We start from the raw sequence: 14,897 nt of genomic DNA on the forward strand, positions 1-14,897 counted from the left end.
CTCAGTGCGCGCCGGCGCCAGCCTGGGCGCCGAGGCCCGCGGGCAGGGGGCGCGTCAGCAGGGCTGCGAGCATGCTCACGGCGAGGACGATGCCGATGGCGTGGAAGGCGTCGTTGTAGGCCATGATCGCCGCCTGCTGGTGGACGATCACGCTCACTTCGCCCAGCGCCGCCTGCTGGCTGCCCAGTTGCGCGGCCAGTTGCGCCAGGCGCTCTTCCACCGCGCCATTCATCGGCACCACCGCTTCGCGCAGGTAGTCGTAATAGACCTTGGCGCGGCTATCCAGCAGCGTCGCCAGCAGGGCGATGCCGATGGCGCCGCCGAGGTTGCGCAGGATGTTGAACAGGCTGGAGGCGGAGCCGGCATCCTGCGGCTGCAGGTAGGCGGTGGCGATCAGCGAGATGGTCACCATCACCATCGGCTGGCCGAGGGCGCGCAGCAGCTGGATCTGGTTGAACTGCGGACCGGCGAAGTCCGGGTTGAGTACCCCGGAGCTGAAGCTGGCCAGGCCGAACAGGCCGAAGCCCAGGGCGCACAGCAGGCGTGGCTCGATGACCTTCATCAGCTTGGGGATCAGCGGGATCAGGAACAGCTGCGGCACGCCCATCCACATGATCACCTCGCCGATCTGCATGGCGTTGTAGCCCTGGATCTGCGCCAGGTACAGCGGCAGCACGTAGATCGAACCGTACAGCCCCATGCCCAGGCCGATGCTGGAGATGCTCGCCAGGCCGAAATTGCGGTTGCGCAGGATGCCCAGGTTGATCAGCGGGTTGGGCCGCGAGGTCTGCAGGATGACGAAGAGGATCAGGCTGACCAGGGCGATGCTGCCCAGGGCGACGATCAGGTTCGACTCCAGCCAGTCCTTGCGGTGGCCTTCCTCGAGGAACACCTGCAGGCAGCCCAGGCCGATGGCCATGGTGACGATGCCGGCGTAGTCGGTGCTCTTGAGCAGTTCCCAGTGCGGCGGCTTCTTCTCCAGGCCGTAGAGCAGCCCGGCGATCATCAGCAGCCCCGGCGGGATGTTGATGTAGAAGATGTATTCCCAGCCGAAGTTCTCGGTCAGCCAGCCGCCCAGGGTGGGGCCGATGGACGGCGCGAAGGTGGCAGTGATGGCGAACAGCGCCATGCCCTTGGGCCGGTGGTGCTCCGGCAGCTTGAGCAGGCTCAGGGTGAAGGCCAGGGGGATGAGCGCGCCGCCGGTGAAACCCTGCATGGCGCGGAACACGATCATGCTCTCCAGGTTCCAGGCGAAGGAGCACAGCAGCGAGGAGAACAGGAAACCGATCGACACCATCACCGCCAGGCGCCGCGCCGACAGCAGCTGCACCAGCCAGGCGGTGAGCGGGATCATGATGATCTCGGCCACCAGGTAGGAGGTGGAGATCCACGAGCCTTCCTCCAGGGTGGCGGCCAGCGCGCCCTGGATGTCTTTCAGCGAGGAGTTGGTGATCTGGATGTCCAGCACCGCCATGAAGGCGCCGAGCATCGCCGAGAGCACGGCGATCCAGTCGCGCCGGGTGGGCTCACCGGCCGGACGGACGAGGGCGTCAGCGCTCACCGAGCTGCACCTCGGCCTCGACCGACATGCCCGGGCGGATCAGGCCCTTGAGCGGGTTGTCGGCGGCGAAGGTGATCTTCACCGGGATGCGTTGCACCACCTTGGTGAAGTTGCCGGTGGCGTTGTCCGGCGGCAGCAGGCTGAACTGGGCGCCGGAGGCGGCGAAGAGGCTGTCCACGCAGCCTTCGATGGGGGTGTCGGGGAAGCTGTCGAGGATCAGCCGGGCCTTCTGCCCCGGGCGCATGTGGCCGACCTGGGTCTCCTTGAAGTTGGCCTGCACCCAGATGCCTTCGTCGGGCACCAGCGCCAGCAGCTGGCTGCCGACCTGCACATACTGGCCCACCCGCGCGCTGCGCTGGCCGACCAGGCCGGCGACGGGCGCGCGCAGTTCGGTGCGCGCCAGGTTGATCTCGGCCTGGGCGATCTCCGCCCGGGAGGCGTCGATCTGCGCCTGCAGGCGCTTGATGTCGGCGTTCAGGGCGTCGATCTGGATGCGCTGGGCCTGCAGGTCGGCCTGGGCCTTGGCCACCTGCGAGCGGGCCACGTGGGAATCGGCGGTCAGGGTAGTGACGCGTTCCTCGGAAACGTAGCCGGGCTTGCGCAGGGTCTGGGCGCGGTTGAGGTCGATCTGGGTGCGGCCGAAGGTGGCCTGGGTGGCGTTCAGGTCGGCCTCGCTGGCGGCGATCATGCTGCCCTGGCCCTTGAGTTTGCTGCGTGCCTGGGCCAGCTCCGCCTCATGGGTGGCGAGGGCGGCCCGGGCGCGGTCCAGGGCCAGGCGGAAGTCGGCATCTTCCAGCTTGACCAGCAACTGGCCCTTTTCCACGTGCTGGTTGTCGGTGACCAGCACCTGGTCGATGCGCGCGCCCAGCTGGCTGGCGATGCGGGTGATCTCGCCCTGGACGTAGGCGTTGTCGGTGGTTTCCTGGAAGCGGCCGATGAAGTACCAGCGCGCCAGGAAGGCCAGGGCGACCAGGCAGAAAATGACGAAGAAGATGCTCAGGCGGCGTTTTAATTGTGCGGGCATGATAAACGAGCGTTTGTTTGGCAGAATTTTTCCCGCCAATGTAACAGTGTTCCCGGCCGGGGCGCAGTCGCTACAATTCGGAAACTTTGTTGTTTATAAGGAACAATAATGGGGCTGGATGATGCGCTGATCTTCACCCGTGTCGTGGAGTTCCACAGTTTCACCCAGGCCGCCCACAGCCTGGGCATGCAGAAGTCCACGGTCAGCCGGCGCATAGCGCTGCTGGAAGAGCGCCTGGGCGTGCGCCTGCTCAACCGCACCACGCGCAAGCTGCGCCTGACCGAGGTGGGGCAGGCCTACTACGACCGCTGCCGGCAGATCATGCTCGACTTCGCCGAGGCCGAGCAGGCGGTGATGCAGTTGCAGCAGGAGCCTTCGGGCCTGCTGCGGATCACCGCGCCCATCGAGTTCGGCCAGCTGTACCTGGCCGAGGTGCTCGGCGACTTCATGCGCCTCTACCCGCAGATTACCGCGGAAGTGGAGCTCGGCTCGCGCACCGTCGATCCGCTGGAGGAGGGCGTGGACATCGCCATCACCGTCGGCCAGCCGGAGGACTCGACGCTGATCGCCCGCCGCCTGCTGGTGACCAGCCGCTGCCTGTGCGCCAGCCCCGGCTACCTGCAGCAGCACGGGCGGCCGCTGCACGTCGAGGACCTGGCGCGGCATCGCGCGGTGCTGCTGGCGCAGGACTCGCAACGCTACTGGCCGCTGCTGAACGAGAGCGTGCCCTGCCAGCGCGTGCTGTCCTGCAACAACATCTCCTTCGCCCGCGAGGCGGTGCTGGCCGGGGCGGGCATCGCCTCGCTGCCGGAGCTGATCGTCGATGTGGCACTGGAAAGCGGCCGCCTGGAGCGCCTGTTGCCGGAGGTGCAGCTGCCCATCGGCGAACTCTATGCGGTCTATCCCTCGCGGCGCTTCCAGGCGATGAAGGTGAAGACCTTCCTCGACTACCTGATCCACCGCCTGCCCATCGACGAAGCCCATCGGCTGGAGCCGGGGGCGGCGCGCCTGATAACATCGCACCCATGAATGCGGGCCGCGGTCCGCATCTTTCATTCCGGTTTTCACGAGAGCTTTCATGACCACTGTCCGCACCCGCATCGCGCCGTCCCCCACCGGCGACCCGCACGTCGGCACCGCCTACATCGCGCTGTTCAACCTGTGCTTCGCCCGCCAGCACGGCGGCAAGTTCATCCTGCGCATCGAGGACACCGACCAGGTGCGTTCCACCCGCGAGTCGGAACAGCAGATCTTCGACGCCCTGCGCTGGCTGGGCATCGAGTGGGACGAAGGCCCGGACGTCGGCGGCCCGCACGGCCCGTACCGGCAGAGCGAGCGCGGCGCCATCTACAAGCGGTACAGCGACGAACTGGTGGAGAAGGGCCACGCCTTCCCCTGCTTCTGCTCCGCCGAGCGCCTGGACGCCATCCGCGCCGAGCAGCAGGCGCGCAAGGAAACCCCGCGCTACGACGGCCACTGCATGCACCTGCCCAAAGAGGAGTCGCAGCGCCGCATCGCCGCCGGCGAATCCCACGTGGTGCGCATGAAGGTGCCGACCGAGGGCGTCTGCGTGGTCCCGGACATGCTCCGCGGCGACGTCGAGATTCCGTGGGACCGCATGGACATGCAGGTGCTGATGAAGGCCGACGGCCTGCCCACCTACTTCCTGGCCAACGTGGTCGACGACCATCTGATGGGCATCACCCACGTGCTGCGCGGCGAAGAGTGGCTGCCCTCGGCGCCCAAGCTGATCAAGCTGTACGAGTACTTTGGCTGGGAACAGCCGGTGCTCTGCTACATGCCGCTGCTGCGCAACCCGGACAAGAGCAAGCTGTCCAAGCGCAAGAACCCCACCTCCATCACCTTCTACGAGCGCATGGGCTTCCTGCCCCAGGCGCTGCTGAACTACCTGGGCCGCATGGGCTGGTCGATGCCCGACGAGCGCGAGAAGTTCAGCCTGCAGGAGATGATCGACAACTTCGACCTGTCCCGCGTGTCCCTCGGCGGGCCGATCTTCGACATGGAGAAGCTGTCCTGGCTGAACGGCCAGTGGATCCGCGAGCAGTCGGTCGAGGAGTTCGCCCGCGAAGTGCAGAAATGGGCGCTCAACCCCGAGTACCTGATGAAGATCGCCCCCCACGTGCAGGGCCGGGTGGAGAACTTCAGCCAGATCGCCCCGCTGGCCGGCTTCTTCTTCAGCGGCGGCGTGCCGCTGGACGCCAAGCTGTTCGAGCACAAGAAGCTCGACGCCACCCAGGTGCGCCAGGTCCTGCAGCTGGTGCTGTGGAAGCTGGAAGCGCTGCGCCAGTGGGAGAAGGAGCGCATCACCGCGACTATCCAGGCCGTCGCCGAACACCTGGGCCTGAAGCTGCGCGACGTCATGCCGCTGATGTTCCCGGCCATCACCGGCCACGCCAGCTCGGTGTCGGTGCTCGACGCCATGGAAATCCTCGGCGCCGACCTGTCGCGCTATCGCCTGCGCCAGGCCCTGGAACTGCTGGGCGGGGCGTCGAAGAAGGAAGCCAAGGAGTGGGAGAAGATCCGCGACGCCATCGCCGGCTGACGGATTCCGCCTGACAAAAGGCCGGCCGCCTCCGGGCGCCCGGCCTTTTTCGTGTCCATAATCCCTGGGGCCGGGCCGCGGTTGTAAGGGGCCGAAGGCGCGGCGCAGGGGAGGGGAACCGGGCTCCTTTGCTAAGTGATTGTTCTTTGGGAGAAAAAATTTAAAAAAGTCGAAAATTCTTGTTGACAGGGTTACCTCCCGCCCCTAAGATGCGCCCCGTTCCAGCGACGAACTGAACGACAGGGCGAAGCGGAACGGTAGATGTAGCGGTACTTTGGGGCTATAGCTCAGCTGGGAGAGCGCTTGCATGGCATGCAAGAGGTCGACGGTTCGATCCCGTCTAGCTCCACCAAATTACCAGTAGGTTTCGCCACTTCGGGGCGGAGCCGAAAATCGAAGGTTTGCGTCCCCTTCGTCTAGTGGCCTAGGACACCGCCCTTTCACGGCGGTAACAGGGGTTCGAGTCCCCTAGGGGACGCCACTTATTCCAGCGACGATGCGCTCGCGTCGTCCGCCAGAGTCATCTGGGGCTATAGCTCAGCTGGGAGAGCGCTTGCATGGCATGCAAGAGGTCGACGGTTCGATCCCGTCTAGCTCCACCAAATCGCCAGAGTCCGCCAGGCGCGGATTTCCTCGAAGGATACGTCCCCTTCGTCTAGTGGCCTAGGACACCGCCCTTTCACGGCGGTAACAGGGGTTCGAGTCCCCTAGGGGACGCCAATTTTCCCGCTCTGCGGGGCCTATAGGGCCACTCAATTTTCGAGTGGCCTTTTGTTTTTTCCCCTTTCGAAAATCTTCTCGTCCGACCAATGGTCGCCATCGTCGCTTGCCGATTTTTATTATGAGCATAATATTTCACTCATAATATTTTGGGGTGCGCCATGAGCCAGAAGACCGGCAGCAATGAAAAAGGCCTGGGCGAGAAGAAGGCCCAGACCCGTGAACGCATTCTTTGCGCGGCCGCCGATGCCCTGGTCCGCCGCGGGCCGCTGGAGCCGAGCGTGGCCGAGGTGATGGGCGCCGCCGGGCTGACCGTCGGCGGCTTCTACGCGCATTTCCAGAGCAAGGATGCGCTGATGCTGGAAGCCTTCCGCCACCTGCTGTCTTCGCGCCGGGCCAAGCTCAAGCACTTCGACCCGGACATGCCGTTCAGCGAGCGCCGGCAACTGGTCGCGGCCTTCTACCTGTCGCGCAAGCACCGCGACAGCGAGGAGCCGGGCTGCCCCATCCCCAGTTCCCTGGGCGACATGGCGCAACTGCCGGAGAGCTTCCACGAAGCCCTGGCCGAACACCTCGAACTCATGGTCGCCGAGCTGGCCGAGCGTCCCGAGGACGCCGACACCGTGCTCGCCGACATCGCCCTGATGGTGGGCGGACTGGCACTGGCGCGGGCCCTTGGCCCGAGCGACCTGTCCGACCGTGTCCTGCGTGCCGCCAAGAAAGCGGTGGATTGAGACCTCGAAGGAGGGCCTGGCAATGAGCAGCTTGACCTGGATCCGTGGCGTCAACGCCACCCTGGGGCGTGTGGCGCCGGAATGGGCGGCGCGACGCATGCGTGAAGTCTTCATGACCCCTCGGGCGCTGCAGCCGCGCGACTGGGAGTTGCCGCTGCTGGCCAGTTCCGAGCGCATCACCCTGCGCTTCGGCCTCTCCGCGCTGCGCTGGGGCGAGGGGCCGGCGGTACTGCTGATGCACGGTTGGGAAGGGCGGCCGACGCAGTTCGCCCACCTGATCCGCGAACTGGTCGGCGCCGGCTACGCCGTGGTGGCGCTGGATGGCCCGGCCCATGGCCGTTCGCCGGGGCGTGAGGCCCATCCGCTGCTGTTCGCCCGTGCCTTGCTGGAAGCGGCCAGCGAGTTGCCGCCGCTGCGCGCGGTGATCGGCCATTCCATGGGCGGCGCCAGTGCCTTGCTGGCCACCCAGATGGGGCTGCGCACCGAGGCGCTGGTCTGCATTGCCGCGCCGAGCCGGGTCATCTCCGTACTGCGCCGTTTCGCCGGCTTCATGGGGTTGCCGGCCGAGGCGCGGTACCGCTTCGTCCGCCAGGTCGAGGCCTACACCGGCATGCCTGCGGCGCAACTGGATGTCAGCCGCTACACGCTGAATATGCCCGGGCTGGTGGTGCACGCCGAGGACGACCCGCAAGTGCCCGTGGCGGATGCGCAGGACATCCATGCGGCCTGGCCGCGCAGCCGCCTGTTGCGCCTGGAAGGCGGCGGCCACCAGCGCGTGCTGGCCGACCCGCGCCTGAGCGACGCCGTGCTGGCGCTGCTGGAAGGCCAGGAAGAGCGGTATCTGCTGCCCATGGCGTTGGCCTCCTGACGACAGGGGAGGGGCGGGACGCTGCCGGGCCCTGTAAACTGCCGGCTTCGATCATGCGGCCGGGTCCTCGGACCCGGCCCCGGACTGGAGCAAGCGCATGGCCTGGGACCTGCCCGACCCCTTCGTCATCGACATCAGCGTGAACGCCGAGGACATCGACGGCCTCGGCCACGCCAACAACGCCGTCTACGTGAGCTGGCTGGAGCGCTGCGCCTGGCGCCATTCGCAGCGCCTGGGCCTGGACCTGGCCGAATACCGCCGGCTCGACCGCGCCATGGCGGTGGTGCGCCACGAAATCGACTACCTCGCCGCCGCCTACGAGGGCGAGGAACTGCAGATGGCCACCTGGATCGTCGAGTCCGACCAGAAGCTGCGCATGGACCGCCGCTTCCAGCTGGTGCGCCCGGCCGACGGCGTGACCCTGCTGCGCGCCCGCACCACCTTCGTCTGCATCGAACTGTCCAGCGGCCGGCCCAGGCGCATGCCGGTGGAGTTCATCGAAGGCTACGGCCGCGCGTTGCTCGGCGCTGCGCCGGCCTGACGGCACTTTGCGCGGGCGGCGAGTCCCCCTAGAATTCGCCGCCTTCGACAGTAAAGGTTCCCCGCCGTGCAAATTGCCCTGGCCCCGATGGAGGGGCTGGTCGACGAAATCCTCCGCGACGTACTGACCCGCGTCGGCGGCATCGACTGGTGCGTCACCGAGTTCATCCGCGTCACCGACCGCCTGCATCCGCTGGCCACCTACGAGAAGCTGGCGCCGGAGCTGCTGCACGGCAGCCGCACCCGCGCCGGCACGCCGATGCGTGTGCAGTTCCTTGGTTCCGACCCGCAGTGCCTGGCGGAAAACGCCGCCTATGCCTGCGAACTGGGCGCCCCGGTGATCGACCTGAACTTCGGCTGCCCGGCGAAGACGGTGAACAAGTCCCGCGGCGGGGCCGTCCTGCTCAAGGAGCCGGAGCTGATGTTCGCCATCGTCGAGGCCGTGCGCCGCGCGGTGCCGGCGCACATCCCGGTGACCTCGAAGATGCGCCTGGGCTACGAGTCCCCGGACGGCGTGCTGGATTGCGCCCGCGCCCTGGCCGACGGCGGTTCCGCTCACGTGGTGGTCCACGCGCGGACCAAGAGCGACGGCTACAAGCCGCCGGCTCATTGGGAGTGGGTGGCGAAGGTGGCGGATGCGGTGACGGTGCCGGTGTTCGCCAACGGCGAAGTCTGGAGCCTCGACGACTACCTGCGCTGCCGGTCCATCAGCGGCGTCGACGACATCATGTTGGGCCGCGGTCTGGTCTCGCGCCCCGACCTGGCCCGGCAGATAGCCGCCTGGCGCGAGGGCAGGGAAGTGCGGCCGATGCCCTGGCACGAAGTGCGCGTGCTGCTCGACGACTTCTGGCGCCAGGCCCGGCGCAAGCTGGCGCCACGTTATGCGCCAGGCCGCCTGAAGCAGTGGCTGGGCATGCTCACCCGCAGCTATCCCGAGGCGGTGGAGCTGTTCGCGCAGATCCGCCGCGAGAGCGACTGCGAGCTGATCGACCGGCTGTTGCAGGTCGAGGTGGAAGACGCCGCGTAGGATGGATTGCGCCGGTGCTCTTCGTAGGAGCGAGCTTGCTCGCGAATGAGCCCCGCAGCGGAGTCTGTTCGCGAGCAAGCTCGCTCCTACGAGAAGCCGTGCCCGAACAACCTTGTCCGCGATAGCCGGACGTCCCGGCGCGATTCGCGGATGAGATCCGCTCCTACGCTGTCCCGTCCACGTCATTCCCATGTAGGTGCGGGGAAATGCAGTGCCTCACGGAGCGCGTAGGGGCACGGAATCGAGCGAGCAGGCCTGCGGCCCCCTCACCCCAGCCCTCTCCCGGAGGGAGAGGGCTGGGGTGAGGGGAAAGCCCGAGCGCCGATGTCATTCCCCTGTAGGAGCGCGCCCTGCGCGCGAATCGCGGGCAGGGCCCGCTCCTACAGTTCGCCGTGAGGCATGGTGTTTCTCCGCCCTACCGCCCGCCACTGACATCGATGAATGTCCCGGTGCTGTAGCTCGACTCGTCCCCGGCCAGGAACAGGATCGCCCGCGCCACTTCCTCCGGTTCCCCGCCACGGCCCAGCGGAATGGCGCTCTTCAGCCGCTCCACGCGCCCCGGCTCGCCGCCGCTGGCGTGGATTTCCGTGTCGATCAGCCCCGGCCGCACGGCGTTGACGCGGATGCCTTCGGCCGCCACTTCCTTGGCCAGGCCGATGGTCATGCTGTCGATGGCGCCCTTGGCCGCGGCGTAGTCGATGTACTCGTTGGGCGAGCCCAGGCGCGAGGCCATGGACGACACATTGACGATGCTGCCGCCCGCGCCGCCATGGGATTTCGCCATGCGCCGCACCGCCTCGCGGGCGCAGAGGAAGCTGCCGGTGACGTTGACCGCCAACACCCGCTGCAGGCGCGCCGCGTCCATGTCTTCCAGGCGCATCTGGCGCTCCAGCATGCCGGCATTGTTCACCAGCACGTCGAGGCGGCCGAAGGCCTGGTCCAGTTCCCGGAACAGCTTCACCACTTCCTCTTCGCAGGCGACGTCCGCGGCGAAGGCCTCGGCCTGGCCACCGGCGTCGCGGATGCGCCGTACCAGCCCGTCGGCGGCTTCGCGCTGGCGGTGATAGTTGATGGCGACGGCATAGCCGCGTTCGGCGGCGAGCAGCGCGGTGGCGGCCCCTATGCCGCGGCTGGCGCCGGTGATCAGCATGACTTTGCGCATGTGGCTGTTCCTTCGACGAGTGGGCTTGAAAGGCTGCGAGGCGACCCTATCTGTATCCGTGCGGGAGGCCGAAACCGGGTCCCGCTTCCGGAGTCCTGCAGACAGGCTCCACCAATGACCTTGCTGAATTATTCAGGAGATTCGCCATGAGCAACGTACTTTCTCTTGCCCCGCTGTTCCGCCAGTCGATCGGCTTCGATCGTTTCAACGACCTCTTCGAATCGGCGTTGCGCAGCGAGAACGGCAGTTCCTACCCGCCCTACAACGTCGAGAAGCACGGTGACGACCAGTACCGCATCGTCGTCGCCGCCGCCGGCCTGCAGGAGGAAGACCTGGAGCTGCAAGTGGAGCGCGATGTGCTGACCGTCAGCGGCGGCAAGCGCGAGAAGGCTGCCAGCGACGTCACCTACCTGCACCAGGGCATCGCCCAGCGCGCCTTCAAGCTGTCCTTCCGCCTCGCCGACCACATCGAGGTCCGCGGCGCATCGCTGAAGAACGGCCTGCTGAGCATCGAACTGGTGCGCATCGTTCCGGAAGAGGCCAAGCCCAAGCGGATCGCCATCAACGGCCAGCGCCCGGCGCTGGAGGGTTGATGACCCAGCCATGAAAAAGGCGCCGAAAGGCGCCTTTTTCTTTTCCGTCGCTTCAGACCACGCAGGCGATGGGCGCCACCGCCTGGGCGTCGAGCAGGGCCATGAAGGCCCGCGCGGCATTGGACAGGGTGCGCTCGGTGTGCAGGATGTAGCCCAGCTGGCGGCTGAGCTGGATGTCCTGCAGCGGCAGGCGCACCACCGTCTCGTCGAGCATGGTGCGCGGCAGCACACTCCAGGCCAGGCCGATGGAGACCATCATCTTGATGGTCTCCATATAGTTGGTGCTCATGCCGATGTTCGGCGTCAGCCCCTCGGCCTCGAACATGCGCCGCACGATGTGGTGGGTGAAGGTGTTGCCGCCGGGGAACACCGCCGGGTGCCGCGCCACGTCGGCGAGGAACACCGGGCCCTGCATGGCCAGCGGGTGCTCGGGGGCGGCGACGAAGTCCAGCGGGTCGTCCCACACCGGCACCGCGCGCACCGGCTCGGCGGTTTCCGGGGCCAGGGTGATGACCGCCAGTTCGGCGCGGCCGTGGAGGATTTCCTCGTAGGCCACTTCCGAGTCACAGAACTGGATGTCCAGCGCCACCTGCGGGTGCGCCCGGGTGAAGGCGCGCAGCAGCGTCGGCAGGCGGTGCAGGCCGATGTGGTGGCTGGTGGCGAGGACCAGGCGGCCGCTGACCTCGCCGCTGAGGTTGGTCAGCGCGCGGCGTGTGTCGTCCAGCACATTGAGGATCTGGTAGGCCCGCGGCAGCAGGGCGCGGCCGGCCTCGGTCAGGCTCACTTCGCGGCCGACGCGGTCGAACAGGCGCACGCCGAGCTGGCTTTCCAGGGCGGCGATGCGCTTGCTCACCGCCGGCTGGGTCAGGTGCAGGCGCTCGCCGGCCTCGGAAAAGCTGCCGGACTCGGCGATGGCGAGGAAGGTGTTGAGGCTGGTCAGGTCCATCGAGGGGGCTCCAGGCGGCAGGCTACAGGCGGCAGGCGAAGGGCGGTCGGGGCGCTCTTGCCTGCAGCCTGCAGCTTATAGCCTGTAGCATTCCTCTTGGGAATCCTTTGAATAAAAAATATGAATTTGAGTTATTCGTCGACAGACCATAGCATCATCCCCACAAGCCCAAGGGGCATAGAAATACGCTGATGAGGAATCTCTGATGGCCGGCAAGACGCTCTACGACAAACTCTGGGAACTGCACGAGGTGAAGCGCCGCGATGATGGCTCGTCGCTGATCTACATCGACCGCCACATCCTCCACGAAGTGACCTCGCCGCAAGCCTTCGAAGGCCTGCGCCTGGCCGGCCGCAAGCCGTGGCGCATCGACGCCAACATCGCCACCCCGGACCACAACGTGCCGACCACCCGCGCCGAACGCCAGGGCGGCCTCGAAGCCATCGCCGATGAAGTCTCGCGCATCCAGGTCAAGACCCTGGACGAGAACTGCGACGACTTCGGCATCCTCGAATTCAAGATGAACGACGTGCGCCAGGGCATCGTCCACGTGGTCGGCCCGGAGCAGGGCGCGACCCTGCCGGGCATGACCGTGGTCTGCGGTGACTCGCACACCTCCACCCACGGCGCCTTCGGCGCGCTGGCCCACGGCATCGGCACCTCCGAGGTCGAGCATGTGCTCGCCACCCAGTGCCTGGTGGCCAAGAAGATGAAGAACATGCAGGTGCGCGTGGAGGGCAAGCTGCCCTTCGGCGTGACCGCCAAGGACATCGTCCTCGCGGTGATCGGCAAGATCGGCACCGCCGGCGGCAATGGCCATGCCCTGGAGTTCGCCGGCAGCGCCATCCGCGACCTGTCCATGGAAGGCCGCATGACCATCTGCAACATGTCCATCGAGGCCGGCGCCCGCGTGGGCATGGTGGCGGTGGACGAGAAGACCATCGAGTACGTCAAGGGCCGTCCGTTCGCCCCGCAGGGCGCCGACTGGGCCAAGGCCGTGGAAGCCTGGAGCGACCTGGTTTCCGATGAAGACGCCCACTTCGACACCATCGTCGAGCTGCGCGCCGAGGACATCAAGCCGCAGGTCAGCTGGGGCACCTCGCCGGAAATGGTCCTGGCCGTCGACCAGAACGTGCCGGACCCGGCCGTCGAGGCCGACCCGGTCAAGCGCGACTCCATCGTCCGCGCCCTCAAGTACATGGGCCTGAACGCCAACCAGGCGATCACCGACATCCAGCTGGACCGCGTGTTCATCGGCTCCTGCACCAACTCGCGGATCGAAGACCTGCGCGCCGCCGCCGCCGTGGCCAAGGGCCGCAAGGTCGCCTCCAGCGTCAAGCAGGCGCTGGTGGTGCCGGGCTCGGGCCTGGTCAAGGCGCAGGCCGAGCAGGAAGGGCTGGACAAGATTTTCATCGAGGCCGGCTTCGAGTGGCGTGAACCGGGCTGCTCCATGTGCCTGGCGATGAACCCGGACCGCCTGGAGAGCGGCGAGCACTGCGCGTCCACCTCCAACCGCAACTTCGAGGGCCGCCAGGGCGCCGGTGGCCGCACCCACCTGGTGAGCCCGGCCATGGCCGCCGCCGCCGCGGTGACCGGCCGCTTCATCGACGTCCGTGAATTGATGCAGGCCTGAGGAGACCGAACATGAAAGCCTTTACCCAGCACACCGGTCTCGTCGCGCCGCTCGATCGCGCCAACGTCGACACCGACCAGATCATTCCCAAGCAATTCCTCAAGTCGATCAAGCGCACCGGCTTCGGCCCCAACCTGTTCGACGAGTGGCGCTACCTGGACGTCGGCCAGCCGAACCAGGACAACTCCAAGCGCCCGATCAACCAGGACTTCGTGCTGAACTTCCCGCGCTACCAGGGCGCCAGCGTGCTCCTGGCCCGCGAGAACTTCGGCTGCGGCTCCTCCCGCGAGCACGCGCCCTGGGCCCTGGACGAGTACGGCTTCCGTACGGTCATCGCGCCGAGCTTCGCCGACATCTTCTTCAACAACAGCTTCAAGAACGGCCTGCTGCCGATCATCCTGAAGGACGAGGAAGTCGACGAACTCTTCCAGCAGTGCGAGGCCACCGAGGGCTACCAACTGACCGTCGACCTCGCCGCGCAGACCGTGACCCGCCCGGACGGCAAGCAGTACCACTTCGAAGTGGACGCCTTCCGCAAGCACTGCCTGCTCAACGGCCTGGACGACATCGGCCTGACGCTGCAGGACGCGGACGCCATCCGCGACTTCGAGGCCGGCTACAGGCAGCGCCAGCCCTGGTTGTTCCGCGACGCCTGACGGCGTCGCATCATCACCCCGCGAGGAGAAAGTCATGACCCAGAGTCGCCACGAAGCCGTGGTCGAGCGCCAGTTCGGCGCTCAGGCCAGCGCTTACCTGAACAGCGCCGTGCATGCCCAGGGCGAAGAGTTCGCCCAGCTGCGCGAGCGACTGTCGGCGAGCAGCGGCGCCCGCGTGCTGGACCTGGGTTGCGGGGCGGGGCACGTCAGCTTCCATGTCGCGCCGCTGGCCGGCGAAGTGGTGGCCTACGACCTCTCCGAGCAGATGCTCGCCGTGGTGGCCTCGGCCGCAGCCGAGCGCGGCCTGGACAACATCAGCACGCGCCAGGGCGTGGCCGAGCGCCTGCCGTTCGAGGACGGCGAGTTCGACTTCGTCTTCAGCCGCTACTCGGCGCACCACTGGCGCGATGTCGGCCAGGCCCTGCGCGAAGTGCGCCGGGTGCTGAAGCCGGGCGGCGTGGCCTGCTTCATCGACGTGGCGGCCCCCGGGCTGCCGCTGCTCGACACCCACCTGCAAGCGGTGGAAGTGCTGCGCGACACCAGCCACGTGCGCGACTATTCGCCGTCCGAGTGGGCGCGGCTGGTCGGCGAGGCGGGCCTGGCTGTCACCGCGTGCAGCCGCCAACGCCTGCGCCTGGAATTCACCTCCTGGGTCGAGCGCATGCGCACGCCGGAGGTGATGCGCCAGGCCATCCGCGCCCTGCAGCTTTCCGTGGGCATTGAGGTGCGCGAGTATTTCGAGATCGACGCCGAGGGTTCCTTCAGCACCGACGTGCTGGTGCTCTGGGCGAACAAGTAACGGCTGCAAGCGACGAGCTGCAGGCGACAACAAGCGCCTGCAGCCTTTTACCTATTCCGAAGGAAGAAAGT

14 protein-coding genes and 4 tRNA genes are annotated in these 14,897 nt (G+C 67.1%); 14 read left to right on the top strand and 4 right to left on the bottom strand.

Translation table 11 applies throughout. The features are described 5' to 3' along the window. Nucleotide 1: 1 nt before the first annotated feature. Nucleotides 2–1,501: an MDR family MFS transporter gene (locus ACTWJ5_RS08535; RefSeq protein WP_256515347.1), complete on the bottom strand. Its 1,500-nt coding sequence runs from the start codon at nt 1,499–1,501 to the stop codon at nt 2–4. 49 nt (nt 1,502–1,550) lie between these two features. Further along, nucleotides 1,551–2,585, bottom strand: coding sequence for an HlyD family secretion protein (locus ACTWJ5_RS08540; protein WP_116425702.1), 1,035 nt, complete (start codon nt 2,583–2,585; stop codon nt 1,551–1,553). A gap of 108 nt (nt 2,586–2,693) precedes the next feature. Here ACTWJ5_RS08540 and ACTWJ5_RS08545 point away from each other — a divergent pair, with 108 nt between their 5' ends. The 10 genes from ACTWJ5_RS08545 to ACTWJ5_RS08590 all read left to right on the top strand — a co-directional run bounded on the left by ACTWJ5_RS08545 (nt 2,694) and on the right by ACTWJ5_RS08590 (nt 9,037). Further along, entirely contained in the window at nt 2,694–3,614 is a 921-nt protein-coding gene (locus ACTWJ5_RS08545) for a LysR family transcriptional regulator (RefSeq protein ID WP_074976169.1), read from the top strand. A gap of 49 nt (nt 3,615–3,663) precedes the next feature. Next, on the top strand, nt 3,664–5,148 hold the full coding sequence (gene gltX / locus ACTWJ5_RS08550) for a glutamate--tRNA ligase (protein WP_009621034.1): 1,485 nt from the start codon (nt 3,664–3,666) through the stop codon (nt 5,146–5,148). A gap of 276 nt (nt 5,149–5,424) precedes the next feature. Then, nucleotides 5,425–5,500: transfer RNA gene (locus tag ACTWJ5_RS08555), tRNA-Ala, on the top strand. Between the two features lie 53 nt (nt 5,501–5,553). Continuing rightward, nucleotides 5,554–5,629 (top strand) — tRNA-Glu (locus tag ACTWJ5_RS08560). A 45-nt stretch (nt 5,630–5,674) separates the two neighbouring features. Then, nucleotides 5,675–5,750: transfer RNA gene (locus ACTWJ5_RS08565), tRNA-Ala, on the top strand. A 42-nt stretch (nt 5,751–5,792) separates the two neighbouring features. Next, a tRNA-Glu gene (locus tag ACTWJ5_RS08570) sits at nt 5,793–5,868 on the top strand. A 194-nt stretch (nt 5,869–6,062) separates the two neighbouring features. After that, nucleotides 6,063–6,602 carry a TetR/AcrR family transcriptional regulator gene (locus ACTWJ5_RS08575; RefSeq protein WP_043267950.1) on the top strand — a complete coding sequence of 180 codons (540 nt, stop codon included), beginning with the start codon at nt 6,063–6,065 and terminating at the stop codon, nt 6,600–6,602. Between the two features lie 22 nt (nt 6,603–6,624). Beyond that, nucleotides 6,625–7,470 (top strand): alpha/beta hydrolase, encoded by an 846-nt coding sequence (locus ACTWJ5_RS08580; RefSeq protein ID WP_074984807.1) that lies wholly within the window; start codon nt 6,625–6,627, stop codon nt 7,468–7,470. A 97-nt stretch (nt 7,471–7,567) separates the two neighbouring features. Further along, the gene (locus ACTWJ5_RS08585) at nt 7,568–8,011 is read left to right on the top strand and encodes an acyl-CoA thioesterase (protein WP_009621037.1); all 444 of its coding nucleotides are present in this window, start codon (nt 7,568–7,570) and stop codon (nt 8,009–8,011) included. A gap of 66 nt (nt 8,012–8,077) precedes the next feature. After that, nucleotides 8,078–9,037 carry a tRNA dihydrouridine synthase gene (locus tag ACTWJ5_RS08590; RefSeq protein WP_256514688.1) on the top strand — a complete coding sequence of 320 codons (960 nt, stop codon included), beginning with the start codon at nt 8,078–8,080 and terminating at the stop codon, nt 9,035–9,037. 415 nt (nt 9,038–9,452) lie between these two features. Here ACTWJ5_RS08590 and ACTWJ5_RS08595 read toward each other — a convergent pair whose 3' ends face one another. Beyond that, the gene (locus ACTWJ5_RS08595; RefSeq protein ID WP_256514689.1) at nt 9,453–10,199 is read right to left on the bottom strand and encodes an SDR family oxidoreductase; all 747 of its coding nucleotides are present in this window, start codon (nt 10,197–10,199) and stop codon (nt 9,453–9,455) included. Nucleotides 10,200–10,345: 146 nt separating this feature from the next. Here ACTWJ5_RS08595 and ACTWJ5_RS08600 point away from each other — a divergent pair, with 146 nt between their 5' ends. Further along, the gene (locus ACTWJ5_RS08600; protein WP_009621040.1) at nt 10,346–10,792 is read left to right on the top strand and encodes an Hsp20 family protein; all 447 of its coding nucleotides are present in this window, start codon (nt 10,346–10,348) and stop codon (nt 10,790–10,792) included. Nucleotides 10,793–10,844: 52 nt separating this feature from the next. Here the strand turns inward: ACTWJ5_RS08600 and ACTWJ5_RS08605 are convergent, their stop codons facing one another. After that, complete coding sequence (locus ACTWJ5_RS08605) at nt 10,845–11,738, bottom strand: LysR family transcriptional regulator (protein ID WP_116425706.1); 894 nt, start codon at nt 11,736–11,738, stop codon at nt 10,845–10,847. Between the two features lie 205 nt (nt 11,739–11,943). Here ACTWJ5_RS08605 and leuC point away from each other — a divergent pair, with 205 nt between their 5' ends. From leuC to ACTWJ5_RS08620, 3 genes are read left to right on the top strand one after another with little or no spacing between them, the layout of a single operon-like run. Further along, nucleotides 11,944–13,371 (top strand): 3-isopropylmalate dehydratase large subunit, encoded by a 1,428-nt coding sequence (leuC, locus tag ACTWJ5_RS08610; RefSeq protein ID WP_253408635.1) that lies wholly within the window; start codon nt 11,944–11,946, stop codon nt 13,369–13,371. An 11-nt stretch (nt 13,372–13,382) separates the two neighbouring features. Further along, complete coding sequence (leuD, locus tag ACTWJ5_RS08615) at nt 13,383–14,027, top strand: 3-isopropylmalate dehydratase small subunit (RefSeq protein ID WP_074984795.1); 645 nt, start codon at nt 13,383–13,385, stop codon at nt 14,025–14,027. Nucleotides 14,028–14,061: 34 nt separating this feature from the next. Continuing rightward, nucleotides 14,062–14,826 carry a class I SAM-dependent methyltransferase gene (locus ACTWJ5_RS08620; protein WP_444438174.1) on the top strand — a complete coding sequence of 255 codons (765 nt, stop codon included), beginning with the start codon at nt 14,062–14,064 and terminating at the stop codon, nt 14,824–14,826. Nucleotides 14,827–14,897: the final 71 nt, after the last annotated feature.

Origin of the sequence: Pseudomonas sp. A6 (assembly GCF_052367875.1) — a bacterium.
In the GTDB taxonomy this organism is placed as follows: Bacteria; Pseudomonadota; Gammaproteobacteria; order Pseudomonadales; family Pseudomonadaceae; genus Pseudomonas; species Pseudomonas citronellolis.

Coding starts and splice junctions, on each gene's coding strand:
- ACTWJ5_RS08540 (WP_116425702.1), bottom strand. CDS start 2,585: ATGCCCGCACAATTAAAACGCCGCCTGAGCATCTTCTTCGTCATTTTC.
- ACTWJ5_RS08545 (WP_074976169.1), top strand. CDS start 2,694: ATGGGGCTGGATGATGCGCTGATCTTCACCCGTGTCGTGGAGTTCCAC.
- gltX (WP_009621034.1), top strand. CDS start 3,664: ATGACCACTGTCCGCACCCGCATCGCGCCGTCCCCCACCGGCGACCCG.
- ACTWJ5_RS08580 (WP_074984807.1), top strand. CDS start 6,625: ATGAGCAGCTTGACCTGGATCCGTGGCGTCAACGCCACCCTGGGGCGT.
- ACTWJ5_RS08585 (WP_009621037.1), top strand. CDS start 7,568: ATGGCCTGGGACCTGCCCGACCCCTTCGTCATCGACATCAGCGTGAAC.
- ACTWJ5_RS08595 (WP_256514689.1), bottom strand. CDS start 10,199: ATGCGCAAAGTCATGCTGATCACCGGCGCCAGCCGCGGCATAGGGGCC.
- ACTWJ5_RS08600 (WP_009621040.1), top strand. CDS start 10,346: ATGAGCAACGTACTTTCTCTTGCCCCGCTGTTCCGCCAGTCGATCGGC.
- ACTWJ5_RS08605 (WP_116425706.1), bottom strand. CDS start 11,738: ATGGACCTGACCAGCCTCAACACCTTCCTCGCCATCGCCGAGTCCGGC.
- leuC (WP_253408635.1), top strand. CDS start 11,944: ATGGCCGGCAAGACGCTCTACGACAAACTCTGGGAACTGCACGAGGTG.
- leuD (WP_074984795.1), top strand. CDS start 13,383: ATGAAAGCCTTTACCCAGCACACCGGTCTCGTCGCGCCGCTCGATCGC.
- ACTWJ5_RS08620 (WP_444438174.1), top strand. CDS start 14,062: ATGACCCAGAGTCGCCACGAAGCCGTGGTCGAGCGCCAGTTCGGCGCT.